Raw genomic sequence first — 25,408 nt, forward strand, 5'->3', positions numbered from 1 at the left:
CTATGACAACCGCCGCCATCCTTTTCTGGCTCTTCCTGGCCGTGGTCTTCTACACCTACCTCGGCTACGGCATGCTGCTCCGAGCGCTGGTGAGCTTCCGCGAGGCGGTCTGCCCCCGGCGGGCGGCCCCCGAACCCGAGAGCCTGCCCGAGGTGACGCTGCTGATCGCCGCCTACAACGAGCAGGAGATCGTCGCAGCAAAAACAGCCAACTGCCGGGCACTGGAGTACCCTGCCGGCAGGCTGCACGTCGTGTGGATCACCGACGGCTCGACCGACCGCACGGTCGAACTGTTGGCCGCCTGCCCCGAGGTGCGGGTGCTGCACGACGCGCGGCGGGGCGGCAAGACCGCGGCGCTGAACCGCGCCATGCAGGCGATCGAAACGCCGATCGTGATCTTCACCGACGCCAATACGATGCTCAACCCCGAAGCGGTGCGGGAGATCGTGCGCTGCTTCGACGACCCCAAGGTGGGGTGCGTGGCGGGCGAGAAGCGCGTGGCGGCCCGGGCCGGCGAGGGCGCGGCAGCCACCGAGGGGGTCTATTGGCGCTACGAATCGAAGCTCAAAGAGTGGGACTTCCGCCTCTCGACGGCCGTCGGGGCCGCAGGCGAGCTGTTCGCCGTGCGGCGGGAGCTGTACGAACCCCAGAGCGAGGATACGCTGCTGGACGATTTCATGATCTCGATGCGCATCGCCGGCAAAGGCTACCGCATCGCCTACTGCAAGGAGGCCTACGCGCTCGAAACCCCGTCGGCCGACATGGCCGAGGAGGGCAAGCGCAAGCGGCGGATCGCGGCGGGCGGACTGCAGTCGGTCTGGCGGCTGCGGGGGCTGCTGAACCCGCTGCGGCACGGGGTGCTGACCTTTCAGTACCTTTCGCACCGCGTGCTGCGGTGGACGCTGACCCCGCTGCTGCTCGCAGCGCTGCTGCCGCTCAATGTCGTGCTGCTTTGGTCGGCGCATCCGGCGCTCTACGCCGTCGTACTCACCCTGCAGACGGCGTTCTACCTGGCTGCGCTGGCGGGGTGGCTGCTCGAACGGCGCGGCCGCCGCAACCGGTGGCTCTTCATCCCCTACTACTTCCTGTTCATGAATCTCAACGTCTTCCGCGGCGCGCACTACCTGGCCACCCACCGCAGCGGAGCCTGGGAGAAGGCCCGGCGGGCGGGATAACCCATTCCGAAAGCAGCTGTTCCGGCGGAGGCGGCGGGATTCCGGCACACAGCCGGTCAGCCGCTCCGCGAAAGGGAAAAGCGAAGAATTTGGGAGAAAGCGAAAAAACCGTAAATTTGCAACCGTAAAGAGTTCAGCGTCATGAAAAGATTCAACATCCAACCCGAGGACTACACCATCCTGGCCGTGGACGACATCGCCACCAACATCATGCTGCTGAAAGCCGTGCTCAGCCGCGCCAAGTACAAGATCATCACCGCCTCGGGCGGCGTCGAGGCGCTGGAGAAGGTCGAGAAGGAGAACCCCGACCTGATCCTGCTCGACATCATGATGCCCGACTTGGACGGCTATCAGGTGCTCGAACGGCTCAAGGCCGACCCGGCGCATCAGGACATTCCGGTCATCTTCCTGACGGCGCTGCACAACCCCGAGGATATCGTCAAGGGGTTCAAGCTGGGGGCCAGCGACTACATCTCCAAGCCGTTCAACCACGAGGAGCTTATCACGCGCGTGGCGCACCACATCTTCCTGGCCGCGGCGCAGAATACCATCCTCCAGCAGCGCGACCAGCTGCAGGAGACCATCGAGGCCCGCGACAAGATGTATTCGGTCATCGCGCACGACCTGCGCTCGCCCATCGGGACGCTCAAGATGGTCTTCAACATGCTGACGATCAACCTCGACCGGCAGACGATCGGGGAGGACAACTACGAGATGCTCACCATGGGCAACAACATCACCGAGGGGACTTTCATGCTGTTGGACAACTTGCTCAAATGGACCAAGAGCCAGACCGGACGCATGAACACGGTCTTTCAGCGGGTCGACATTTGCGAGGTGGTGCTCTTCGCCAGCAAAATGTCCGACCAGGTGGCCCAGGTCAAGAACATTACGGTGGATTACGACGTCGAGGGACATATCGAGGTCGACTGCGACGTGGACATGGTGAAGACCATCATGCGCAATCTGATGTCCAATGCGGTGAAATTCAGCCCCGAGGGAGGACGCATCGTCATTTCGGTGCACGAGACGCCCACCCACGCCGTGGTTTCGGTGCGCGACTTCGGCGTCGGCATCGACGAGCAGGACCTGCCCAAGCTGCTCAACCCCGAAATGCACCACACCACCTACGGGACCAAGAACGAGGAGGGTTCGGGGCTGGGGCTGCAACTCTGCCAGGACCTCACGCGCCGCAACGGCGGAGAGATCACCATCGAATCGAAAAAGGGCGAGGGTTCGACCTTCAGCTTCTCGATCGCCAAGCATCAGCAGGCCGCACAGGAACAGGTCCGCAGCTGACGCTTGCAGGCAAGAAGCGGCCGCACGTCCGCCCTATTCCCCGTTTCGACCGTTCGAAAATTCGAGATCGGCGACCACCGCCTTGTGGTCGCTCACATCCTCTTTCAGTATCTCGTAGCGGACGGCCCGCAGGGAGTCGTCGTAGAAGATGTAGTCGATGCGCAGCAGCCCGCCCAGGTAGCGGAACGTGCCGCCGTATCCCGAGCCGCGCTCGCGGAAGCCGTCATTCAGCTCCCCTTTCAGCCGGCGGTAGGTGTAGGACGAGGGGGTGTCGTTGAAGTCGCCCGCGAGGATCACCGGGTAGCGCGTCGAATCGACCAGCGCGCGGATCTGGGACACCTGCTCGACCCTTCGGCGGCTGTTGCGCTCCACCTCTCCGAAAACCAGGTCCACCGGCGCTTCGCGGTCGTGCGCCTTGCGGAAACGGTGTCTCAGGCTCGAAATTCCCGACGTCTGGAGGTGGACCGAAATGACGCGCACCGTGTCGCGTCCCGTATCGAGATCGGCCCAGAGGTAACCGTTGTTGGTCTGCGGAAAGTTCACGGAACCGTGGCGGACGATCGGAAAACGACTTATGACCGCCTCCCCCTTGTCGCGCACGAAGTGAGGCATACGGCCCGCGAAAAACGACGCGACGCTGTCGGCGCTCACCTCGCTATCGTCCTGAAACTCCTGCAGGCAGAGAACGTCGATCCCCTCGCGCGCAGCCAGCTGCGCGATCTCGTGCGCGGTAAAGGCGCGCTTGCCCAGCCGGCGGAAACCATTGACATTCAGCGACCCCACGCGCAGGTCGTAGGTGCGCTCGCCGCCTATGTCCGGCAGACGGACCATCGAGGCGATATAGCCCAGATTGAACAGCAGCGCAGCCGCCGGAAGCACCGACACCCACCACTCGCGGCGCACGAGCCAGACGATCAGTGCGACGAGGTTGGCCACCAAAATGACGGGCATCAGCAGTGCCAGCGTGGCCCAGAACCGCCCCTCGGTAGGCGGGACGAACGAAGCGCGCCAGCTCAGCACGGCGGCCGCAAGCAGCAGCAGCGTAAGCACTACGCTCAGAAAATGGAGCAGACTAAAGACGGCTTTTCGTCCCATAACGGTATTTTTTATCTCTATATACGGCGATTCTGTCCCGCAAAGTTAGCTTTTTAAGGATAATTTCCTATATTTGAATGATATTTAGCGCGGATCGCACGGGGAGGAACACGCCGGGTCCGCACAGGCAAACAACCACATTCTAATGAAGCGTATTCTCATCTCCGGCGGAGCCGGATTTATCGGTTCGCACCTCTGCGAACGGCTGCTCGGCGAGGGCAACGACGTGATCTGTCTGGACAACTACTTCACGGGGCACAAAAGCAACATCCGCCACCTGCTCGCGCACCCCAATTTCGAAGTCGTCCGACACGACATCATCTATCCCTACACGGCCGAAGTGGAGGAGATCTACAATCTGGCGTGCCCCGCCTCGCCGATCTACTACCAGCACGACCCGATCAAGACCACGCAGACCTCCGTGCTCGGGGCGCTCAACATGCTGGGCATGGCCAAGTACAACCGCGGCAAGATTCTGCAGGCGTCGACCTCCGAGGTCTACGGCGACCCGCTGATCCACCCCCAGAAGGAGGAGTATTGGGGTCACGTCAACCCGCTGGGCGTCCGTTCGTGTTACGACGAGGGCAAACGGTGTGCCGAATCGCTCGTGATGAGTTACCACCGCCAGCACGGCGTGCGCACGAAGATCGTCCGCATTTTCAACACCTACGGTCCCAAGATGGACATCAACGACGGCCGCGTGGTGTCGAACTTCATCGTGCAGGCGCTGCGCGGGGAGGACATCACCATCTACGGCGACGGAAACCAGACGCGCAGTTTCCAGTATATAGACGATCTGGTGGAGGGGATGATCCGCCTGATGGACGACACGCCCGACGACTTCACGGGTCCGGTGAACATCGGCAATCCGCATGAGTTCACCATCGGCGAGCTGGCCCGCGAGGTGATCGAACTCACCGGCTCGCGCTCGCAGATCGTCCACCTGCCCCTGCCGGAAGACGACCCGCGCCAGCGGCAGCCCGACATCACGCTGGCCCGGCAGATGCTGGGCAACTGGGAGCCGACGGTCCAGCTGCGCGAAGGGCTTCGCAAGACCATCGGCTACTTCGAGGAGGTATTGACGCGGGGGGGGGTGCGGCGCTGAACCGCCCCCGCGGCGAATATGCTCACGGAGGGAGAGCGATCCGAAAAGGATTCGCGTGGCGAACCGTCCCGCGCAGAAATTTGGGATTCAGGTGTTTAACCGTCCCATGCAGGGGTTTCGGATTCGGATCGCCAACCATCCCGCGCAAGAGGTTCGGATTAGGGTCGCCCGGCAAAAGGGGTCCGGCGTCAAGAAGATCCCGGCGCGTGTTTCGCATCCGGAATTTCCAACCCGGAGCGCGGGGCTTACCGACACCGCCCGGCGGAATTACGTTGCGTATCCGTCGCAGAAGCGGGGCCGAACGGTCGGGGACATTCGCTTGCCTTTCACGCAGGACCGAATCCCGAATCGGGCGGCTGTCGGCTGCACGCATCCGCCGCAGGGATTTCCGATCCGCCGGCACATCCGCGCCGAGCGTGCATCCGCAGCACCTTACAAAGAACGAGCGGGCGCACCGCTACCGCTCCCTGCGAGCGGGCAGCCGCCCCCTCCGATCCGTCCTACGGCCCGCAGTCGCGGGCCGTTTTCATTTCTATTTTGAAAAATTATCCTATCTTTGCGCAAACGAAACCCGCATGCGGACAACCTCCCGGCACGACCCGAACGCCGTTCGGTCGTCATCCGGAAAGGGCGGTCCCGGCGGAAACCCGGGCGGCGGAAGCCGCAACATATTTGTATATAAAGGTTAAGACAAACCTTTATGCCTCTCGATAAAACTTGCGACTGTTATAGCGATATAACAGGTTTTACTTCGGCGTAAAATTTGTCTGAAACCTGAGTCATGCCTGCGGCCGTATGCGCCGCAGGCTGGCTTGGGCGTAAGGGCATCTTCAGAAGTACGGTTCGCAAGGCCGGTCGAGAGGAGATTGCACCTGCGTCCTTTCCTTCAACGGGCCGGAGGCGGTGCAGCCTCCGGTCCGCTGTTTCCCGGCGAAAACCGATCCGACAACGGTCTTGGAGGGGTGTCTGAGCCTTGACTAACCCAACAAACCGTCATGCCATCTACCGAAAACCTCCCCGCGGCCGACGAACGGCTGAACCGCTGCATCGAACTGATCGTCGCCATACTCCGCAGATACGGGGCGATCGAACTCACCGGACAACAAGTCGTCCTGCCCGTCACCTTCCGCGATCCCGATCCGTCCGACGCCGGGGCCGCCTGCGTCCGGCAGATGCAGGTCGAGGAGATCGAATACCTCGACGAAGGCTCTTTCGCCCTGCGCCTGACCGAAGCCATCCCCGCGGGCCGCTCACTGACCAGAAAGGCCGCGGCCGCACACAAGGCCCAGACCGAGCAGCGGATTGTCATCCGCCGCAACGGCGCGGCGCAGCTTCCCCGCATCGCCCCGCAGGAGCTGGACCGGGTCCGTGAGGCTGCTGAGGCGTTCGACCAAAATTAGGCGGTGTAAGCAACCGCCGCCGCAGGGATATCTTCCCCAATGGTCCCGCCGAACACGGCCGGAAGCGACCAGCCGAAAGTCCCGGCCAAACGCCCGGGGCATCTTCCCGAATGATCCCGCCGAACACGGCCGGGAGCGATCACCCCGAAAGTCCCGGCCAATCGCACGCGGCATCTTCCCGAATGGTCCCGCCGAGCACGGCCGGGAGCGATCACCCCGAAAGTCCCGGCCGCCCGCCGATAATACCGTCGCGTCGGACCGGAGACTATAAAACGATTCGCCCCTGCCGTAACGATTGTGGCAGGGGCGAATCGTTTCGGGCCCTTGCAATTATTCCTCGTCCAATGCGTGGCGGTAACCCTGAATCTTGTTCCAGTCGCCGCGCGTAAAATCGGGAATGGCGACAGGCTGGCTGCCGTGTTCGAGCGACGCTGCCGTCAGCGCTCCGATGCACGACCACTCGGCGGCGTCGTAGACGTCCTGGTCGAGTGGCAGACCGTGCCGCAGGCAGTAGACGAGCCGGTAATCCATGATGAAGTCCATGCCGCCGTGGCCGCCGACCTCGCGGGCCAACGCCTCGATGCTGCTGGCGATCGGGTGGCGGTAGCGCTCCATCAGCTCCTCTTTCACCTCCTCGGGAATGAACGAATGGTAGCTCAGGTCCTCGTGGTCGGGGAATTCGGCGTTCAGCTGCTCGGGCCGGAAAGCGTACCCCTCGACGGGGTATTTGTTGGCGAAGCCCTCGGTTCCCGTCAGCTGGTACATGCGGCTGTACGGGCGGGGCGTGTAGACGTTGTGCTCCAAAAGGATCGTACGGCCCCGCTCGGTGCTGATGAGCGTGAGCGTGTGGTCGCCGTTGGCAAAGGTCTCGGCCCCCATCTTCTCGCGGGCGACGGCCGCTCCGCAGACCGACTTGGTGTCCACCGAAACCAGGTAGTTCATCTTGTCGCCGCGGTGAATGTCCAACAGCTGACACGCCGGACCGAGGCCGTGCGTGGCGTAGACGTCGCCCCGGTGCGCCTGGTCGAACGACAGCCGCCAGTTACCCTGATAGGCGTCCCAGAAAGGTTCGAGGTTGTGGATATAGGAGCCTTCGACGTGGAGCACCTCGCCGAAAAGCCCCTGCTGGGCCATGTTGAGCGTGGTCAGCTCGAAGAAGTCGTAGACGCAGTTCTCGAGCATCATACAGTGGCGCTGCGCCCGTTCGGCGGCATCGACCAGCTGCCAGCACTCGTCGAGCGACATGGCGGCCGGAACCTCGACGGCCACGTGCTTGCCGTGCTCCAGCGCGTAGACCGCCATCGGCACGTGCAGCTGCCACGGGGTGCAGATGTACACCAGGTCGATGTCATCGCGTTCGCAGAGCGATTTCCACCCCTCCTCGCCGCTGTATTCGGCAGCGCGCGGGAAGCCACGGCGCGTCAGAATCGCCTGCGAAGCCTCGACCCGCTCGGGCAGCAGGTCGCACAAAGCGTTGATCTCGACGCCCTCCAGATAGGTGAAACGCTCCACGGCACCCGGGCCGCGCATGCCCAGACCGATGAAGCCGACGCGGACCGTCTCCATCGGGTCGACGCGCAGTCCCAATACCGACTCCTGGCCCTCGGCGCGGGCCGGGGTGTCGAAGACGATCTTTCCGTCGACCACGCGGTAGCCGTCGCGGCCGCAGCAGGCCGCCAGCAGGAGCGCGAAGGCGGCGCACAACAAAAGGGAAGAATTTTTCATAGCGAGCGGGTTAGGATTTCCGATACGGGGAGCGGTCCGCGATGCCGGCAACCCGGCCGGAACGCTCTCCGGACGCGGGTTCGGGTGCGGCCGCACCGTCCGAGGACAAATATAGGAAATATTTTGAAATATGCGTGCCTTTGACTACTTTTGCCGTGGTAAAAATCACGCTCATGTCTCGAAGATTCGCGGCTGCCCTCCTGTCGGCCATCCTGCTCTCGCCGGGATGGCTCTCGCTGACGGGCTTCACGCTGCCCGTGGCGCTCGTGCCGCTGCTGTGGATCAGCGCCTCGTACGGTCCGTCGCGGCGCGAATGGTGGGGCATGTTCGGCTGGGCGACGCTCGCATTCGCCCTGTGGAACGCGATGACGATCTGGTGGATCTGGAACGCCACGCCGGTGGGTCCGTTCGCCGCGACGCTGGCCTCGACCACGCTGAACCTGATCGCCTTCATGCTCTTCCACACCTTCTCCAAGAAAGCATCCAAAGCGCTGGCTTACACCACGCTCGCGGCGGCGTGGATCGCCACCGAATACTGGTACACCGTGGGCGACTTCTCCTGGCCGTGGCTCATTCTTGGCAACGGCTTCTCGCACGAGGTGTGGGCCGTGCAGTGGTATGAATACACGGGCGTCATGGGCGGTTCGCTCTGGGTGGTGCTCTCGAACATCCTCCTCTTCGAAGCGCTCCAGAGCCGCTCCCGGCGGCGGGCCGTGGCGGCGGGCTGCATGGTCGCGCTCCCCGTCCTCCTTTCGCTGGGCATCTGGTGGAGCTGGAAGCAGCCCGACGAAGGGACGGTCCGCGTGAGCCTCGTCCAGCCCAATGTGGACTGCTACGACAAGTTTCACGGCGACGCGGAGCGGCAGGAGCGCAACATCGCCGACCTGCTGCACGACGTGCCGGCCGGAGCGCAGTTCATCCTGCTGCCCGAGACCGCCGTGCCGGGCAACTACTGGGAGCCGGAGCTTTCCGTCTCGCGTTTCCTCCCGGAGCGGGGGGCGTTCTGGCAGGAGCTGACCGACTCGCTCCGCGCATCGCACCCCGAGGCGCTGTTGGTCACGGGAGTAGCCACGCTGCGCTACTACGCCCCGGGAGCACAGACCTCCACGGCGCGCTTCGATGCGGTCGGCGGAGGGTGGTACGACCACTTCAACACCGCCGTCGGGCTCGATTCGGCGGGCCGCACGCAGCTTCACCACAAGGGGCGGCTGGTGATCGGGGTGGAGAAGACCCCGATGCCGTGGTTGTTCGAGACGCTCGAATTCCTGGTGATCGACCTGGGCGGCACGCTGGGGCAGCTGGGACAGGGATTGCACGGCACGGTGTTCGAGAGTAACGGGGTCAAAACTGGTCCGGCGATCTGCTACGAAGGACTATACGGCGATTTCTACGGCGATTTCGTGCGGCGCGGGGCGCAGTTCATGGCCATCATCTCCAACGACGGCTGGTGGGGCGACACGCCCGGCTACCGCCATCTGTTCACGATCTCGCGCCTGCGGGCCATCGAACACCGCCGCGCCGTCGCCCGTGCGGCCAACACGGGCCGTTCGGGTTTCATCTCCGCACGCGGCGATGTGGGCGAGACGCTCGGCTGGCAGGAGCGCGGGGTCATCACGGCCGACGTGCCCCTCAACACGCGACAGACCTTCTACACCCGCTACGGCGATTATGTGGGACGCATCTCGGAATATGTCCTGCTGCTGTGCGTGCTCTACTACGTCGCCTACCGGGTCAAACGACGAAATCATCTGGTCCAATAAAACCTCCTCTCCGCCATGAATTACACCCAAACCCTCGAATTCCTCTTCACCGCGCTGCCCGCCTTCGAAAACAAGGGCGCGACAGCCTACAAACCGGGATTGGAGCGGATCACCGCATTCTGCCGCCATATGGGCAACCCCCAGCGCAATTTCTTCACCATCCACGTGGCGGGGACCAACGGCAAAGGCTCCGTGTCGCACATCATCGCCTCGGTGCTCCAGCAGGCCGGCTACCGGACGGGGCTTTACACCTCGCCGCACCTGCAGGACTTCCGCGAGCGCATCCGCGTCGACGGGGAGATGATCCCAAAGCAGAAGGTGGTCAACTTCGTGGACAAACACCACGACAAGATGGTCGAACTGGAGCTTTCGTTCTTCGAGATGACCACGGCGATGGCCTTCGATTACTTCGCGCAGAGCGATGTGGAGGTGGCGGTGATCGAGACGGGGCTGGGCGGGCGGCTCGACGCGACGAACATCATCGTCCCGGTGCTGAGCGTCATCACCAACATCGGGCTGGAGCATACCGATCTGCTGGGCGACACGCTGCAGAAGATCGCCGCCGAGAAGGCCGGGATTATCAAGAAGAGCATCCCGGTGGTCATCGGCGAGGCCGACGAGCGCTACAACGCGGTCTTCGAGCAGGCGGCCGCCGCGAACCGTTCGAAAATCGTCTACGCCGAGCACGCCTTCGCCTGCGAGGAGCAGCGCACGGAGGGCGACCGGCAGCACTTCCGCCTGCGCCGCGCCCGCGACGGGCGGGCGTTCGACATCCAACTCGATCTCAGGGGCAACTACCAGTGCCGCAACCTGGTGACGGCCACCGCGGCGATCGACTTCCTGCACGAAGAGACGCCGCTGACCATCTCGCGCCGCGCCTACCTCGAAGGAACCCGGGACGCAGGGGCCAACACCGCCCTGCAAGGGCGCTGGCAGCGGATCGGCGAGCGACCGCTCACGGTCTGCGACACGGGCCACAACGCCCACGGCATCTCATACGTGGCGGAGCAGCTGCGCGCCACGCCGCACAAGGCGCTCTACTGCGTCATCGGCTTCGTGAAGGACAAGGATCTGGCGCATATTCTCCCGCTGCTGCCCCGCGAAGCGCACTACATCTTCACGCAGGCCCGCACCGAGCGGGCTTTGCCCGCCGCCGAGCTGACGGCCAAAGCCGCGATCTACGGCCTGCGGGGCGAGACCGTCGCGGAGGTTCCCGCCGCTGTGGCGCGCGCCCACGAACTGGCCGGACCCGAGGATATGATCTTCATCGGCGGGAGCACCTACGTGGTGGCGGAAGCGCTTTGATACGGACGAATCGGTAACGGAATCCGATCACGCGCATCCGTCCGGTTTCCCCCTTTCGGAACGGGCGGCACAGGGAAAATAGGCGGCAACAACGGTAACGCCTTCCCACGGCGGAAAGGGCGCGGAGGTTTATGCGGCAACATCGGCAACGCCTATCCACGGCGGAAAGTGCGGCGCAAGATATACCGGCAACAACGAAAAGGAAACGCGCGGCCCGACGGGTCGCGCGTTTGGTTGCTACATCCGTCCGCAGCGCAAAATCAGCCGGACGGCAGACACCCCAATTTTTAATTTTTAATTCTTAATTCTTAATTGGTGGTCACGCCTGCCCCATCTTGGGTCCGGCGTCGGGCGTGGGCTGGGGCGAGGGAATTTCGATCTTGCCGACGTTGCTCTCGTAACGCACGATATTGTCCTGCAGCGAACGCAGCAGGCGCTTGGCATGCTCGGGTGTGAGGATCACGCGGCTCTTGACGCGCGCCTTCTCGACCCCCGGCAGCACCACGGCGAAGTCGATGATGAACTCCGAGGTGGAGTGGGATATGATCGCCAGGTTGGAGTAGTTGCCCTGGGCCGTCGCGTCGTCGATCTCGATGTCGAGGCCGAATTGTTTCATCTCTGCCATAGGATAGGTCATTTTCTCTCGCGGAGCACGTGCAAAAAGCGTGCGCCCGGCCCGAACGTGGTAGCGGCCTCTTCCGCAAGCGCGTTTAATAGGACAAAGATATTCATTCCCGGCATCCGCTATGCGCCGCCCGTGTCAAAGTTTTCGATATTTTATCAACATCCCGGCCCGTTCGGACACCCCCTCTCCGCCTTTTTTTGCCGTCGCATTGGCGGATATCGAACCTTTTTCGTACCTTTGTTTCCTCTAAATTTCCCAGCAAGGCGAAAAATGGCATTCGAGATTCTCAAAGTCCTGCTGCGCGGCATCTGCGTGGGTGTGGCGGCGTCGATCACCGTCGGACCCGTGGCGGTGCTCTGCATCCAGCGCACGCTCTCCAAGAGCCGCCGCTCGGGGATCGTATCGGGTCTGGGCGTGGCGTGCGCCGACACGTTCATGGCCATGGCCGCGCTCTTCTTCTACTCGATCCTCCAGGCCCAGATCGAGCAGTACAACACGCTGCTGCGGGTGGTCGCCGGCATCTTCGTGGTCATCATCGGGGTCTACATCTTCTCGCAGAACCCCGTGCCGCAGATCCGCCGCAACCGCGCGGGCAAAAGCTCGCTCTGGCAGGATTTCGCCTCGATCTTCGGACTGACGATCGCCAACTTCATCCTGGTGATCCCCTATATCCTCACCTTCTTCGCCATCTTCAAGATTTCGGGCAGCGACATGGCGCAGGGCGGCTTCGGCGGCTTCCTGCGCGCGGTGTTCATCATCGCCGGATTCCTGGGCGGAGCCACGGCGTGGTGGACCCTGCTGGCGTTCGTCATCAACCTCTTCCGCCGCCGCTTCCGCCCGCGGCACATGCTCACGATCAACCACGTCGCGGGACTGATCATCGGGCTGCTGGGCGTTTACACCATATTATCGACCTTCTTTGACATCTTCCCCAATGTCGGACACTGAACAACGGATCATCATCGCCATCGACGGCTTCTCGTCGTGCGGTAAGAGCACCTTCGCCAAAGCCATCGCCGCCCGCCTGGGCTATATCTTCATCGACACGGGCGCCATGTACCGCGCTGTGACGCTCTATGCGCTCGAACACGGAGCCATCCGCTCGGGGATCGTCGACGAGGACGCCGTGGAAGCGCTGCTCCCGCAGATCAGCATCACCTTCCGCTTCAACCCCGAACGCGGGGCCAGCGATATTTACGTCAACGGCGACCGCGTCGAGGGCAAGATCCGCACCATCGAGGTGTCGAACTGCGTCAGCCGCGTGAGCGCCATCCCGGCCGTGCGGCGCAAGCTGGTGGCCATGCAGCAGGAGATGGGCCGCCGCCGGGGCGTGGTGATGGACGGCCGCGACATCGGCACGGTGGTCTTCCCCGACGCCGAGCTGAAAATCTTCATGACCGCCGATCCCAAGGTGCGCGCGCAGCGCCGCTACGACGAGCTGCGCGCCAAAGGCGACTGCGTGTCGCTCGAAGCGATCGAGCGCAACGTCCGCGAACGCGACAAGGCAGACATGGGCCGCGCCATCTCGCCGCTGCGGCAGGCTGCGGACGCCGTGGTGCTGGACAACAGCCGCATGAGCGTCGCGGAGCAGATGGAGTGGTTCATGGACGAATACCGCGTGCGAATCCGGCAATAAGGCGGGTCCGTCGGAGACGGGAAGCAACTCCGTAAACGATACGCTACATGACCGTGCAAATCGAAATCGACGATAAATCGGGATTCTGCTTCGGCGTGGTCCGGGCGATCAGCGAGGCCGAAAAGGCGCTCGCCGGGGAGGGTACGGTCTACTCGCTCGGGGACATCGTTCACAACCGCATCGAGGTGCAGCGGCTCGAACGGCTCGGGCTGCGCACAGTGACCCATCCCGATATGGAGCGGCTGGGCGGTTGCCGGCTCTTCGTCCGTGCCCACGGCGAGCCGCCGACGACCTTCGAGGCGGCGCGACGCCTCGGCATCGAGGTGATCGACGCGACCTGTCCGGTCGTGGCGCGGCTGCAGGCCCGCGTGGTAAAGGCGCACGAGCAGATGCGCCCCGTCGGCGGGCAGGTCGTGATCCTCGGCAAGCGCGGACACGCCGAGGTGGTGGGACTTACGGGGCAGGTCGCCGAGCGGACGATCGTCATCGAAGGGGCGGACGACCTCGCTCTGATCGACTTCACGCGGCCCGTCTACTTCCTCTCGCAGACCACGCAGAGCATCGCCCTCTTCGAGGAGCTGGGGGCCGAAATGCGGCGCCGGGCCGCTGATCCCGACGCGGTGCGCATCGACGACACGATCTGCCGGCAGGTTTCGGGGCGCGAGCAGCACCTGGCGCAGTTCGCGCGGCGGTTCGACGCGGTGCTCTTCGTCTGCGGCCGCAAGTCGTCGAACGGCAAGGTGCTCTTCGAGGTGTGCCGCCGCGCCAACCCCCGTACCCACACCATCGAGGAGCCGTCGGAGATCGACCCCCGCTGGCTCGACGGGGCGCAGTCGGTCGGCATCTGCGGCGCGACCTCGACACCCAAGTGGCTGATGCAGCAGGTGGCCGAAGCCCTGCGCGCCGCTCCCGAACAGCCGGAGAGACCGGCTGAGAATGAACGCTAAATCGTTAATCGCTATGAAATACCTTGTCCGTTCGTTAAAATATTTCTGCGCCCTGTGCGTTCTATGTGCAGCGATCATGGCGCTGAACGTGGCGTCGGGGATGTCCCCGCTGTCGTTCGGCCAGTTCGCCGACGTGCTGTTCCACACCCAGCGCGGGTGGATGCTGATCGGGGTGATCGTGCTCCTTTCGGCGTTCTACCCCAAGTTCGGCTTCGTGGTGCGCACGGTCGAGGGGGACGTGGTCCGCAACCGCGAACAGATCGTCAACGCATTCGAATCGGCCCGGTTTTCGCTCCGCAGCGAGCAGGAGGGCGTGATGATCTTCCGCGCCGACGGCCTGCTGCACAAACTGATGCTGCTGGGCGAGGACGAGATAAGAGTTTCGCAGCAGGGAGACCGGATCCTCGTCGACGGCATCCGCCGCGGCGTGGCACGGGTCATGTACCGGCTGGATTCATACCTACGACTGACACGCAATGATTAAAAAGAGTTTTCGATATGTTCTCATCGCCGCGCTCTGCGCAGCCGCGGCGGGGATGGCGATTTTCGCCCGGCACAACGACTTCGGGCTGGGGCGCAACATGGAGATCACGGTCAACATGATGCGCGAACTGTCGCTCGGGTACGTCGATCCGATCGACCCCGACCACCTGATGGAGATGGCCGCCGAGGGGATGGTCCGCGATCTGGACCCCTACACGGAGTTCATCCCCGAGGAGGGCATGTCCGACTTCGAGCTGCTCACCACGGGAAAATACGGCGGCATCGGCTCGCTGATCCGCCAGAAAGAGGACTACGTGCGCATCGCCCAGCCCTACCAGGGGTCGCCCGCCGACCGGGCGGGGCTGCGCATCGGCGACAAGATCGTCGCCATCGACGGCAAGGACGCCCGCGGGATGACCACCGAGCAGGTCTCTGCACATCTGAAGGGCGAACCGGGCAGCAAGGTACGCGTGAGCGTCGAACACCTCGACGGCACGCAGCAGACCGTCACGATCCGCCGCGAGCGGATCGCCATCCCGGGGGTTCCCTACGCCGGCTGGGCCGCCGAGGGGATCGGCTACCTGCGCCACGGCGACTTCACCGAGGGGAGTTTCGAGGAGCTGCGCGCGGCTGTCGATCGTCTGCGCAGCGAGGGCGAACTGAAGGGGCTGATCCTCGACTACCGCTCCAACGGGGGCGGCATCATGCAGGAGGCGGTCAAGATTCTGGGGTTGTTCGTACCCAAGGGGACCGAGGTGGTCAGCACCAAAGGGCGCACCGAGGAGTCGAAGCAGACCTACCGCACCGAAGCGGAGCCGCTCTTTGCGGAACTGCCGCTGGCCGTGCTTATCAACGGCAACTCGGCCTCGGCCTCGGAGATCGTCGCCGGAGCGCTGCAGGACCTCGACCGCGCCGTGCTGATCGGCCAGCGCAGCTACGGCAAGGGGTTGGTGCAGTCTCCGCGGCCGCTGGGCTACAACACGATGCTCAAGATGACCACCGCCAAATACTACATCCCCTCGGGCCGCTGCATCCAGGCCATCGACTACTCGCATTCGCAGGAGGGGGCCGTGAGCGCCGTGCCCGACTCGCTCATCAACGAGTTCACCACCCGCGCGGGCCGCAGGGTCTACGACGGCGGCGGGGTGATGCCCGACATCAGGATGGAGCCGGAGTACATCAGCCGCTTCGCCATGACGCTCTACGCATTGGGATTCATCGAGGATTTCGGCGACGACTACATGCGCCGCCACCCCGGACAGCGGATCGACGTGGGGACCTTTTCGATCACCGACGCGGACTACGCCGATTTCAAGGAGTTCATGAAGGAGAAGGAGGTTCCCTACGAATCGGACACGCGGCAGGCGCTCAAGGCGCTGCGGAAAGCGGCCGAGAACGACCGCTTCGGCGATCTGACCGAGCGGTTCGAGCGCGTGGAGGCCGAGCTGAAGGACGACACGCAGACCAATCTGGACACCTACCGCGAGCAGATCGTCGAGACGATCAACAACGACATCGTGCAGCGTCACGGCTACGCGGCGGGGGTGATCGAACACGCCATGCGCAAGGACCCGGAGGTCGCCCGCGCCGTCGAAGTTCTGCGCGATACGGCCGAGTACCGCCGCATCACCGCGGAGCAGGACACCGCGCGCAAGTAACCCCGAAGCCGGGAGGAGGGAGGGGGCAAAGCCCCGGTTTATAGCCAAAGAGACAACGAAATTACGTTCCGCTAAAACGGAACGCTCAGTAGACAACCGTCCGCCTAACCAGCGCCAACGAAACCCATGAAGATTCGCCGCGACATATTCTCGTTCCGCAACCGGATGGTGGTCATCATCGTCGGGGTGGTGCTGGGGGCGCTTTCGCTCATCTACACCAACGACATGGCCCGGCGGCTGCGCGAAAAGGAGCAGCACGACGTGGCCCTCTGGGCGCACGCCATGGAGCGGGTGAACCGCGATGTGATGGGCGGGGCGATGGAGGACCCGCTGGTCAAGGACATCATCTCCAACAAGAACAACATCCCCTTCATCATCACCAACGAGAATCTGGAGATCATCAATTCGCACCTGATTTCGGAGGAGATCATCGACCATCCGGACCGGCTGCGCCGCCAGATCGACAAGTTTACCGAGGAGAACACCCCCCTGCCGGTCCGTTTCTGGTGGACCAGCGAACACTACCACATCATCTTCTACGGCAAGTCGGGCCTGCTCAAATCGCTCTACTGGTTCCCCTACATCCAGCTGCTGGTCATCACGGCATTCATCCTGTTAGGATTCATCGCCTTCCGCTCCTCGAAGCACGACGAGCAGAACCGCGTCTGGATCGGACTGGCAAAGGAGACGGCCCACCAGCTGGGCACGCCGACCTCCTCGCTGCTGGGGTGGATCGAGTACCTGCGCTCGCAGCAGGTCGACCAGAGTGCGGTGGAGGAGATGAACAAGGACCTCACGCACCTGATGAAGATCGTCGACCGCTTCTCGAAGATCGGCTCCGAAACGCCGCTCACGCCCGCGAACATCAACGAGATCGTCGGTGAATCGGTCATGTACTTCCGCAAGCGCATTCCGCGCAACGTGACGCTCGACTACAACGGGCTGGCGATCGCTCCGGTGCAGGCCAACGTCAACGCCGCGCTGTTCGAGTGGGTGGTGGAGAATCTGATGAAGAACTCGCTCGACGCGCTTCAGGGGCACGGGGCGATCGACGTCTACATCTCTTCGGACGACAAAAACGTGATGATCGACGTGAAGGACACCGGCAAGGGCATCGCCAAGAGTAACTGGAAGCGCATCTTCGAACCGGGCTTCACGACCAAGACCCGCGGCTGGGGCCTCGGGCTGTCGCTCTCGCGGCGCATCGTCGAGGAGTACCACCAGGGCCGCATCGCGGTGATCGACTCCGAACCCGGCAAGGGCACGACCATCCGCATCACCCTCAAACGCACCTTCGTCTGATGGACCGCACGGGGATATACACCGGTCCGATCTCCCCTGCGGCGGCTCCGGTCGATACGGCGGGGATGAGTGCCGGGCTGCGGGCGGATACGTCGCTGACGACGATCCGGGCGGAAGAGGCTGCGGGTAGGCGGAACGCTCTACCGGCCGAGGACCCGAAATGGGCGGTACGCACCGCTCCGAAAAGCGGCATTCCCCGCGACACGGCGCGGTCAGCGGACACCTCCCGCACGGCACAGCCGGGACAGTCAGCCGCTCCGGCCCGCACGAAGCGCACGGAGTACCAATCCCGGACGGAGCAACCGCAGGCGAAGCAAGCAGGAGCTGAAAGAGCGGGGGGCGAGCGGCAGCGGACGGAGAGACCGGAAGCAACCGTCAACCGGACGGAGAGGTCCGGGATGGAGAGACAACGGACGGAGACCGTCAACCGACAGGAAAGGCCCGCGACAGAGCGACCGGGAACAACCGCCAATCGGACGGAGAGGCCCGCGACGGAGCAACCGGGAACAACCGCCAACCGATCGGAGCGGCTGACAGCAAGCACGCGCCCTGCGAAAAATGCCGACCGGACGCAACTACCCGTCGCCGATACGCTCGCGCAGGCGGACCGCTCCTACGACTGGCCCTTCCCGGTCTACGGGACTGCCGATACGCTGCGGCTCCAGCTTGCGGGACACGCCGCAACCGCACCGAAATCCGCACCGGCATCCGCTTCGATGGTCTCCGCGGAGGCTGTTTTCGGTCCCCACGCCACCCTCGAAGCGCCGCAGCCGCTCCCTCCGCGGCAGCAGCCGTCGCTTACGGACAACGCCGTCTTCCAGGGGTTCGTGCTGCTGCTGGCCGCCGCCTACGCCCTGCTTCTTTACTTCAACCTCGGCGACGTACGTTCGCTCGTGAGCCGCATTTCACGCGACACGACCTCCGGCAAGCGCCTCTTCGACGACCCCGGCAGCAACGGCTTCATGCGCTTCCTGAACACCACCTCCGCCATCGGCATGCTGTTTCTGGGGATTCTGGCCGTCAAGTACGGCGACTCGCTGATGCCCGCAGCGCTGCTGGAGCTGCTCCCCCACGGCGCGGTGCTGGTCCTGAGCCTGTTGGCGACGGCAGGGTGTCTGGCGGTGATTCTCTACCAGTGGGCCACCGTGCGGATCGCCGGAGCCGTCACGCTGGCGCAGCCCTTCACGGCGCAGCTGCAGCTGCTGCGGCGGACCTATTTCTCGCTGGCCGTGATCGTCATTTCGCCCGCCCTGCTGCTCTTCGCGCTCTGTCCGCGGGGGACGGGAAATACGTGGTTCCTGCTGATCGTCATCGAATTGGCCGTAACGGTCGTCTTATACCTCAGGGAGGCCCTCAATCTCTTTATTTCTAAAAAAATTTCAATTTTGCATTGGTTTTTGTACCTTTGCATCGTGGAAGTGTTCCCAATCAGTTTTTTGTGGCTGGTCGCAACAAGGTGACACGGCTGACAACAACCTAAATTTGGATCGAAGTTGAAAGTTAAGAGAGTACTGGTTTCGCAGCCGAAGCCCGCAATCGTCGAAAAGGCTCCGTTCTACGAACTATCCCAGAAATACAATGTCGAAGTCGCCTACCAGCCGTTCATCCGGGTCGTAGGCGTCACGCTCAAGGAGTTTCGCGCCCAGCGGGTCGAGATACTCAGCCACACGGCGGTCATCTTCACCTCGCGCACCACGGTCGACAGCTTCTTCCACCTGTGCGAAGAGGCCCGCATCACCGTGCCCGAGACCATGAAATACATCTGCCAGACGGAGGCCGTGGCGCTCTACCTGCAAAAATACATCGTCTACCGCAAGCGCAAGATTTCGTTCGCCGACGGAACCTTCACCTCGTTCATCGAGCTGATTATCAAGCACAAGGACGAGAAGTTCCTGCTGGCGCTGAGCGAACCCCACAAGCCCGAGCTGCCCGAGACGCTCGCCAAGCTCAAGCTGTCGGTCGATCCGGTCATCCTGGCCCGCACCGTGGCCGCCGAGCTGGAGGAGGTCCGGCTCGCGGACTACGACCTGCTGGCGCTCTACTCGCCGTCGGACGTCAAGACCCTCGTGGAGCGGTTCGGAACCGACGATCTGCCGCCCGTGGCGGTCTTCGGCGAAGGGACGCTGCGCGCCGCGCTCGACGCAGGGATCACCGTGCTGGCCAACGCGCCCACGCCCGAGGTCCCCTCGATGGTCAAGGCGATCGACCTCTACATCAACAAGGTGCAGAAGGGCGAGCCGATCGAACCGGTGGCCCTCACGGTCGACGCCCGCAAGGAGGAGTTCATCCGCAGCCAGCAGCACAAGCTCGCCAAAAAGCCCCGCTCGCGCCGCCCCGCGTCCGATACGCGCAAATAGGAGAGAGAGGGGGGGGGCAACCGGACGAAAGCGCGAGCCGGGAAGAGCGCAAACCGAATGATCCGGACCCATGACGCAACCCCGCTGACAAACAATCCGGAGCGACGACCACCCGGCATAACGACAGAACCGCTCCGGGACGCGCCTCGGCCAACGAACCGGAACAACAAACGCCGAACGACGGAACAGTTCCCGCAACTTTCCGCCGGCAATGAGCCGGAGCGACGACCGCCCGGCATAATGACAGAACCGCACCCGGAATGCTCCGCGGTCAACGAGCCGGGCGATAAAACCGGGACGACGAAACCGAAACGCCGACCAACCCCACGGCAAATAGACCGGATGGAGGCGCCGCCGGCAAATCCCCGGTCGAAGTATCAGCCGACCGCATAACCGAAATACCGCCATGCCAGACCAAACGCTACCCCGCTCGGAACGGCTCCGTTCGCTCGGAGCCGTGCGCCGCCTGTTCGAAAGCGGCGAGAGCGGATTCGTCTACCCGTTCCGCTACGTCTGGTATGCCGAGCCGGACACGCTCCCCACGGTGGAGGTGCTCTTCTCCGTGCCCAAGAAGTTCCACAAACGGGCCAACCGCCGCAACCTGCTGCGCCGCCGCACCAAAGAGGCCTACCGGCTGCAAAAGCAGGTCGTCCGCAACGGCGCGCCGGTTAACCTCGATCTTGCGCTGATCTACTCCTCGAAAGAGGCGCTGCCCTACAAAACCATCGCCCATGCCGTGCGCAAAGTGCTCGAGTCGGTTGCTGAGCGGCTTTAAACGGGCGTGCGCCCTGCCGCTGATCGTCGTGGTGCGCTGCTACCAGCTCTGCATCTCTCCCCTCACGCCCCCTTCGTGCCGCTTCACGCCCACCTGCTCGCAATATGCGCTGGAGGCGCTGCGCAAGTACGGGCCCCTCAAAGGGGGCTGGCTCACGCTGCGGCGGCTGGCACGCTGCCACCCCTGGGGCGGCAGCGGGTACGACCCCGTACCCTGAAAAAATAGCGGCAGACCTTTCGGTCCGCCGCCCGGTTGCGTCACTACGATTGAAAAAACATCCGAGATTTTTTCCGATCGGGCACAAAGGTCCCGCTTTTTCACCGTCCCTGCAACCCCGCTCCCAAGCCTCGGGGTCGGCATTCGGCCCGCCGACTGAACAAAGCGGCCCAGGCGGCCGGAACACGCCGTATCGGTGTGAAAACACAAAAAAAATCGCAAAAATTTTTTCATGCGGATCATAAGCATTCGGTCCGAATCCGCTTAACGATCGTCCGCAGGAGAGGCTTTCAACTTACGATTATTCATTTTTTCATCCCGATTGTCCATAAAAACGCAATTTCGGACACCCCGACCCGCGGATCCGATTTGAATTTTCGGTTTCGAACCACTATCTTACACCCGTTAAATGCAAAATAACCACAATTTTCAACCTATGAAGTATCTTCGATTTACCACCTGCTGCCTGCTGGCGGCACTCGTTTCGTTCGCTGCGGGGTGCAGCAACGATGATTCCGATACCCCGGGGGGGGGAGGAGGTGAAGGCAGCGCCATCACCATCGCAGCCAAGCACGCCCTCGGGTCGCGCACCGAAAACGCCGCCGAGGACAACTCCAACAGCTACCGGATCGTGATGAGCGCAACCGAAATCACGGGCACGGCCGAAGCGCCGAAACTCACCGGAGCCGGCCAGTTCGTGACCATCCTGCTCTACGCCGCAGAACAGCAGGCCAACACCCTGCCGGAGGGGACCTACACGCTCGTCGACGGCAAACCCGCAGCCGGACAGGGCGACCTGAACGCCTGCCGGCTGGAGACCGCCAACGCGCAGGGCAGCGCCGGGGCCAACTCGCAAATCCTGCTCGGCGGAACGGTGAAGGTCAGCCACACGGCGGCCGGCTACAAGATCGAGCTGGCGGGCCAGCTCTCCGGACAGCGCACGCTCGGCTGCACCTACGAGGGGGCGATCGACTTCGGTGAAAAGCCGGGTCCCACGCCGACCTACGACGTGGAGATCGACGCCAAATTCGCGCTCGGACTGCTGGCCAGCGAGGTCACCGAGGACGGAGCGAGCGATTTCTACCTCGCCCTGAGCGACATCGAAATGGACGGCGATGCCGAAAACCCCTTCTTCGGCGAGGCGGGCCAGTACATGCACCTCGATTTCTGCGCCATCGAGCGCGAACCGGGAATCCTGCCCGAAGGAACATACCACTTCACCTCGGACATGCCGGCCGACATGACGGGAATGATCGATTACTGCGACTACAACACCACCGACGAAATGGGCGAACCCTCGCCCGAACCGACGCTCCTTACGGAGTGCTCCGCGACGGTATCCTACACGGACGACGGCTACCGGATCGAAGCGACGGGTAAGTTCGAAGACGGCCGTACGTTCCGCGTCTCCTACGAAGGCATGATCGAATTCGAAGACGGCGGCGGCGGAGAAATTTCGCTGCCGGGGCTGAAGGGGAACGTCCAGGCGACCTTCACCCTGCCCGAGGCCGCCTACCACGGAGTCACGGAAGAGGGCACGGCACACTATACGCTGGAGTTGTCGGACAACGACTTCGATCAGAATTTCATCACCACCAACACCCTCAAGCTCGACCTCTACACGGAGGCGACGGACACACCGCTCCAGATCAAGGCGGGAACCTACTCCGTAGAGGGTTCGCAGTTCGCCGGGACGCTGATGCCCGGTCGGTTCGACATGGACCGGCTGATGGTGGACGGCACGCACGTCGAACAGTATTACGTCGCTGAGGATGACTACTCGCTGCTTTACGGCATGGTGCAGGAGGGTACGGTGACGATCGAATACGCCGACGGTCAGTACACCGTCACCGCCGATCTGGTGGATGCCGACGGCAACACGATCAAAGGCTCGTTCACCGGCACGTTCACGGTAGCGAACAAGAGCGTCTTCTCGAACCTCGAGGGCGACAGGGAGGTCAACCTCACGGGCATGCCGTGCGACATCGAATACTACGCCGACCTGCTGGGCGTCAGGGGCGACAACTGGTTCGTATTCATCGGCACGCAAGCGGATGGAACCGAAGCGCTGCGCATCGACCTGGTAGCCCCGATGGCCGGCTTCGCAGGCGGACTGCCCGCGGGCGAGTATCAGGTGGACAAGCTGACGAACTTCAACGACAACCTGCTCTGCGTTCCCGGTCTGACGGACGGGTTCAACCTCGAATACTCGTGGTACATGGGCGACTATCAGGACGGCTGGGTCATGTCGCAGGCGCCGTTCACCACCGGAAAGGTGATCGTAGGCCGTTCGGGGGATCAGTACACCATTACGCTGGACATTTACGACGACAATCCGGTCCCGAACCATATCACGGGCAGCTGGACGGGCGTACCGACCGTCTTGGACAAGAGCGCCGGACAGGACGATCCGCGAAGCGCGAGCCGCAAGTTCGCACCGACGCGCGTTGCAAAAGGCTCCTGGCCCGTTGCGACGGTGGAACAGCCGGTAAAGGCGCAGGTCCGCAAAAGCTCCCGGTGGCAGTAACGCCGGGCGGAGCAGGCCGGGAGCGTTCCCGTCCGCTTCCGCACAAGGGCGGCTTGCCGCCGAACGAAAAACAGGCTGCACTTCGGTGCAGCCTGTTTTTCATTTCCAGCTCATCGGTTCAGCACCGCCCCTCGCAGTGCTCGCCGGGCGCTTCGAATTCGAGGGTCGCATGGACGATTCCCTCCGCAGCAAGCAGCTCTTTTAGCGCGTATTTGACCCGTTCCGGGGAGGAGCGATCCGTCTGCACGACATGCGCCGTCAGGGCGTTTTCGGTGGTGCTGATGGCCCAGACGTGGACGTGGTGGACGGACGCGACGCCCGGGACCTCGGCCATGCGGCGCGTCAGGTCGTCGACGCTGATGCCCGCCGGCACACCGTCGAGCGCCAGACGCAGGCTGTCGCGCAGCAGCGACCAGACGGAAGCGACGATCACCCCCGCGACGACCAGCCCCACGATCGGGTCGATCAGCGTCCACCCCGTCCACGAGATGACCAATCCCGAGACCAGCACCCCCACCGAGACCAGCGCGTCGGCGGCCATGTGCAGATAGGCCCCCTTGACGTTCAGGTCGCGGTCCTTGTCCTTGAGGAAGAGCCACGCGGTGAAGCCGTTGATGATGACCCCGACACCCGCCGTCCAGGCGATCGCGGCCCCGCCGACGGCTACCGGATCGGTCACGCGGCGGATGCTCTCCACGACGATGACCCCGACGGCGATGAGCAGGATGACCGAGTTGAGCAGCGAAATGAGGATCGTACTCTTCTTGTAGCCGTACGTGTAGCGGGATGTGGCGCGAACCTGCGCCAGCCGGAAGGCCAGCATGGCCAGCAGCAGCCCCGCCACGTCGGAGAGGTTGTGGCCCGCGTCCGACAGCAGACCCATCGACCCGGACCAAAGTCCGACGACGAATTCCACGACGACGAAGGCGACGTTGAGTGCGATACCCGTGATGAAGGCGCGGTTGAGCGAAGAGACCGCCCCCGCGCGGAGGCCGTGGTCGTGGTGGTGATGGTCGTGTTGGTGGTCGTGCGTCATGGCTGCGTGTCGGTTATCGTATCCTTGATCTCGGCCAGTTCGACGAGCTTGTTGACGATGGCATAGATCGTCAGCCCCGCCGCCGAGTGGATCTGGAGCTTGGCCGCGATGTTGCGCCGGTGGGTGATGACCGTGTGGGCCGAGATGCAGAGCGCGTCAGCGATCTGTTTGTTGGTCAGCCCTTTCACCACGCAGACGACGATTTCCCGCTCCCGGGCGCTCAGCGTCTCCCGTTCCGGGGCTTTCGACCCGTCGGCCGAAAGCCGCTCGACGGCCGGGATGAAAATCTCGTTCTCGACGGCGTTGTGCGAGGCAAGCTCCTGTTCGCAGGTGAAGATATCAAACAGCACGCCGTTCAGATAGTTCGTACCGCCCGAAGGGTAATATTTGATGATGATATTCTTCAGCTCGCGCAGCCGCGCCTCAACCTGATCGTGGTGGCGGCGGAAGAGTTCGATAGAGTAGGTCGTGCTCCGCTCGCCCGCCAGCAGCGCTTCGACATGGGGGAAGACGGTCTTGTCCTCGAAGCTCATGTGGCGGTCGACCTCGGCGACGTATTCGTCGAAATAGCGCATGATGGCGAACGACACGTCGCTGCGGCTGCAATCGACCGCTTCGATCAGCTTGCGCCGGATCGCCGGCAGGCGGAAGCCCAGAAAGTAGGCGTGAGAGTTGCGCAGGTAGTCGGTCAGCGCACGGACGGAGACCTCCGCGGAGAGCGTCGCCGCGTCGGCCTGGTTGAGCAGCAGGTTGACCACGGCCAGAAAAGTCGCCGTATCGACCCCCGCATCGGCGCACACCTCCGCCACGCTCCGGTCCCCGAAGCCGAGCGCTATGCCGAAGCGGCTCATCACCTGGAGGACGGGGTATTTGTCGCACACGAGGTCGCACATCCGGTCATCGCCGGTATAACATCCTGATCGGTACATGGATCATCGAATTATCGTCGGGTAAAGGTACGTAAAAAGCGAAAGGCCGGACA

Annotated in this window: 22 protein-coding genes; 17 read left to right on the forward strand and 5 right to left on the reverse strand. The window is 63.3% G+C overall.

The window, feature by feature from the left end; genetic code table 11:
- Nucleotides 1–2 precede the first annotated feature (2 nt).
- Entirely contained in the window at nt 3–1,175 is a 1,173-nt protein-coding gene (locus ACMO9O_RS03800) for a glycosyltransferase family 2 protein (protein WP_418982287.1), read from the forward strand.
- 141 nt (nt 1,176–1,316) lie between these two features.
- A complete protein-coding gene (locus ACMO9O_RS03805) occupies nt 1,317–2,474 on the forward strand; it encodes a response regulator (protein WP_418982288.1) in 1,158 nt (385 codons plus the stop codon).
- A gap of 33 nt (nt 2,475–2,507) precedes the next feature.
- On the opposite strand, the gene ACMO9O_RS03810 is transcribed toward ACMO9O_RS03805, so the two are convergent.
- On the reverse strand, nt 2,508–3,569 hold the full coding sequence (locus tag ACMO9O_RS03810; RefSeq protein WP_418982289.1) for an endonuclease/exonuclease/phosphatase family protein: 1,062 nt from the start codon (nt 3,567–3,569) through the stop codon (nt 2,508–2,510).
- Nucleotides 3,570–3,714: 145 nt separating this feature from the next.
- Here ACMO9O_RS03810 and ACMO9O_RS03815 point away from each other — a divergent pair, with 145 nt between their 5' ends.
- Both ACMO9O_RS03815 and ACMO9O_RS03820 read left to right on the forward strand, forming a co-directional pair.
- Nucleotides 3,715–4,674: a UDP-glucuronic acid decarboxylase family protein gene (locus ACMO9O_RS03815; RefSeq protein ID WP_418982290.1), complete on the forward strand. Its 960-nt coding sequence runs from the start codon at nt 3,715–3,717 to the stop codon at nt 4,672–4,674.
- 995 nt (nt 4,675–5,669) lie between these two features.
- Complete coding sequence (locus ACMO9O_RS03820) at nt 5,670–6,074, forward strand: hypothetical protein (RefSeq protein ID WP_418982291.1); 405 nt, start codon at nt 5,670–5,672, stop codon at nt 6,072–6,074.
- Nucleotides 6,075–6,404: 330 nt separating this feature from the next.
- Here ACMO9O_RS03820 and ACMO9O_RS03825 read toward each other — a convergent pair whose 3' ends face one another.
- Nucleotides 6,405–7,799, reverse strand: a complete 1,395-nt coding sequence (locus tag ACMO9O_RS03825) for a Gfo/Idh/MocA family protein (RefSeq protein ID WP_418982292.1) — start codon at nt 7,797–7,799, stop codon at nt 6,405–6,407.
- Between the two features lie 173 nt (nt 7,800–7,972).
- On the opposite strand from ACMO9O_RS03825, the gene lnt reads away from it, so the two are divergent.
- Together lnt and ACMO9O_RS03835 are read left to right on the forward strand one after the other, a co-directional pair.
- Entirely contained in the window at nt 7,973–9,559 is a 1,587-nt protein-coding gene (gene lnt / locus ACMO9O_RS03830) for an apolipoprotein N-acyltransferase (protein WP_418982293.1), read from the forward strand.
- A gap of 15 nt (nt 9,560–9,574) precedes the next feature.
- Nucleotides 9,575–10,864 (forward strand): bifunctional folylpolyglutamate synthase/dihydrofolate synthase, encoded by a 1,290-nt coding sequence (locus ACMO9O_RS03835; RefSeq protein ID WP_418982294.1) that lies wholly within the window; start codon nt 9,575–9,577, stop codon nt 10,862–10,864.
- Nucleotides 10,865–11,183: 319 nt separating this feature from the next.
- On the opposite strand, the gene ACMO9O_RS03840 is transcribed toward ACMO9O_RS03835, so the two are convergent.
- Nucleotides 11,184–11,489: a DUF3467 domain-containing protein gene (locus ACMO9O_RS03840; protein WP_418982295.1), complete on the reverse strand. Its 306-nt coding sequence runs from the start codon at nt 11,487–11,489 to the stop codon at nt 11,184–11,186.
- Nucleotides 11,490–11,759: 270 nt separating this feature from the next.
- Between ACMO9O_RS03840 and ACMO9O_RS03845 the strand changes: the two genes are divergently transcribed.
- The 11 genes from ACMO9O_RS03845 to ACMO9O_RS03895 all read left to right on the forward strand — a co-directional run bounded on the left by ACMO9O_RS03845 (nt 11,760) and on the right by ACMO9O_RS03895 (nt 23,390).
- Nucleotides 11,760–12,437: a LysE family translocator gene (locus ACMO9O_RS03845; RefSeq protein ID WP_418982296.1), complete on the forward strand. Its 678-nt coding sequence runs from the start codon at nt 11,760–11,762 to the stop codon at nt 12,435–12,437.
- Nucleotides 12,424–13,125, forward strand: coding sequence for a (d)CMP kinase (cmk, locus tag ACMO9O_RS03850; RefSeq protein ID WP_418982297.1), 702 nt, complete (start codon nt 12,424–12,426; stop codon nt 13,123–13,125). Before ACMO9O_RS03845 ends, cmk begins: the two co-directional genes overlap by 14 nt.
- A gap of 53 nt (nt 13,126–13,178) precedes the next feature.
- Nucleotides 13,179–14,072 (forward strand): 4-hydroxy-3-methylbut-2-enyl diphosphate reductase, encoded by an 894-nt coding sequence (locus ACMO9O_RS03855; RefSeq protein ID WP_418982446.1) that lies wholly within the window; start codon nt 13,179–13,181, stop codon nt 14,070–14,072.
- Nucleotides 14,073–14,085: 13 nt separating this feature from the next.
- The gene (locus tag ACMO9O_RS03860) at nt 14,086–14,556 is read left to right on the forward strand and encodes a hypothetical protein (protein ID WP_418982298.1); all 471 of its coding nucleotides are present in this window, start codon (nt 14,086–14,088) and stop codon (nt 14,554–14,556) included.
- Complete coding sequence (locus tag ACMO9O_RS03865) at nt 14,549–16,213, forward strand: S41 family peptidase (protein ID WP_418982299.1); 1,665 nt, start codon at nt 14,549–14,551, stop codon at nt 16,211–16,213. Before ACMO9O_RS03860 ends, ACMO9O_RS03865 begins: the two co-directional genes overlap by 8 nt.
- A gap of 126 nt (nt 16,214–16,339) precedes the next feature.
- Nucleotides 16,340–17,515, forward strand: a complete 1,176-nt coding sequence (locus ACMO9O_RS03870; protein WP_418982300.1) for a sensor histidine kinase — start codon at nt 16,340–16,342, stop codon at nt 17,513–17,515.
- A gap of 398 nt (nt 17,516–17,913) precedes the next feature.
- On the forward strand, nt 17,914–18,975 hold the full coding sequence (locus tag ACMO9O_RS03875) for a DUF4271 domain-containing protein (protein ID WP_418982301.1): 1,062 nt from the start codon (nt 17,914–17,916) through the stop codon (nt 18,973–18,975).
- 33 nt (nt 18,976–19,008) lie between these two features.
- Nucleotides 19,009–19,872, forward strand: coding sequence for a uroporphyrinogen-III synthase (locus ACMO9O_RS03880; protein WP_418982302.1), 864 nt, complete (start codon nt 19,009–19,011; stop codon nt 19,870–19,872).
- Nucleotides 19,873–20,278: 406 nt separating this feature from the next.
- Complete coding sequence (locus tag ACMO9O_RS03885) at nt 20,279–20,647, forward strand: ribonuclease P protein component (protein ID WP_418982303.1); 369 nt, start codon at nt 20,279–20,281, stop codon at nt 20,645–20,647.
- Nucleotides 20,604–20,864: a membrane protein insertion efficiency factor YidD gene (gene yidD / locus ACMO9O_RS03890; RefSeq protein ID WP_418982304.1), complete on the forward strand. Its 261-nt coding sequence runs from the start codon at nt 20,604–20,606 to the stop codon at nt 20,862–20,864. The genes ACMO9O_RS03885 and yidD overlap by 44 nt, the downstream gene beginning before the upstream one ends.
- A 435-nt stretch (nt 20,865–21,299) precedes the next feature.
- Nucleotides 21,300–23,390: a hypothetical protein gene (locus ACMO9O_RS03895; RefSeq protein WP_418982305.1), complete on the forward strand. Its 2,091-nt coding sequence runs from the start codon at nt 21,300–21,302 to the stop codon at nt 23,388–23,390.
- 118 nt (nt 23,391–23,508) lie between these two features.
- Here the strand turns inward: ACMO9O_RS03895 and ACMO9O_RS03900 are convergent, their stop codons facing one another.
- Both ACMO9O_RS03900 and ACMO9O_RS03905 read right to left on the reverse strand, forming a co-directional pair.
- The gene (locus ACMO9O_RS03900; protein ID WP_418982306.1) at nt 23,509–24,426 is read right to left on the reverse strand and encodes a cation diffusion facilitator family transporter; all 918 of its coding nucleotides are present in this window, start codon (nt 24,424–24,426) and stop codon (nt 23,509–23,511) included.
- Nucleotides 24,423–25,355 (reverse strand): LuxR C-terminal-related transcriptional regulator, encoded by a 933-nt coding sequence (locus ACMO9O_RS03905; RefSeq protein WP_418982307.1) that lies wholly within the window; start codon nt 25,353–25,355, stop codon nt 24,423–24,425. Before ACMO9O_RS03905 ends, ACMO9O_RS03900 begins: the two co-directional genes overlap by 4 nt.
- Nucleotides 25,356–25,408 lie beyond the last annotated feature (53 nt).

The organism is Alistipes sp. (genome assembly GCF_048465635.1).
In the GTDB taxonomy this organism is placed as follows: Bacteria; Bacteroidota; Bacteroidia; order Bacteroidales; family Rikenellaceae; genus Alistipes.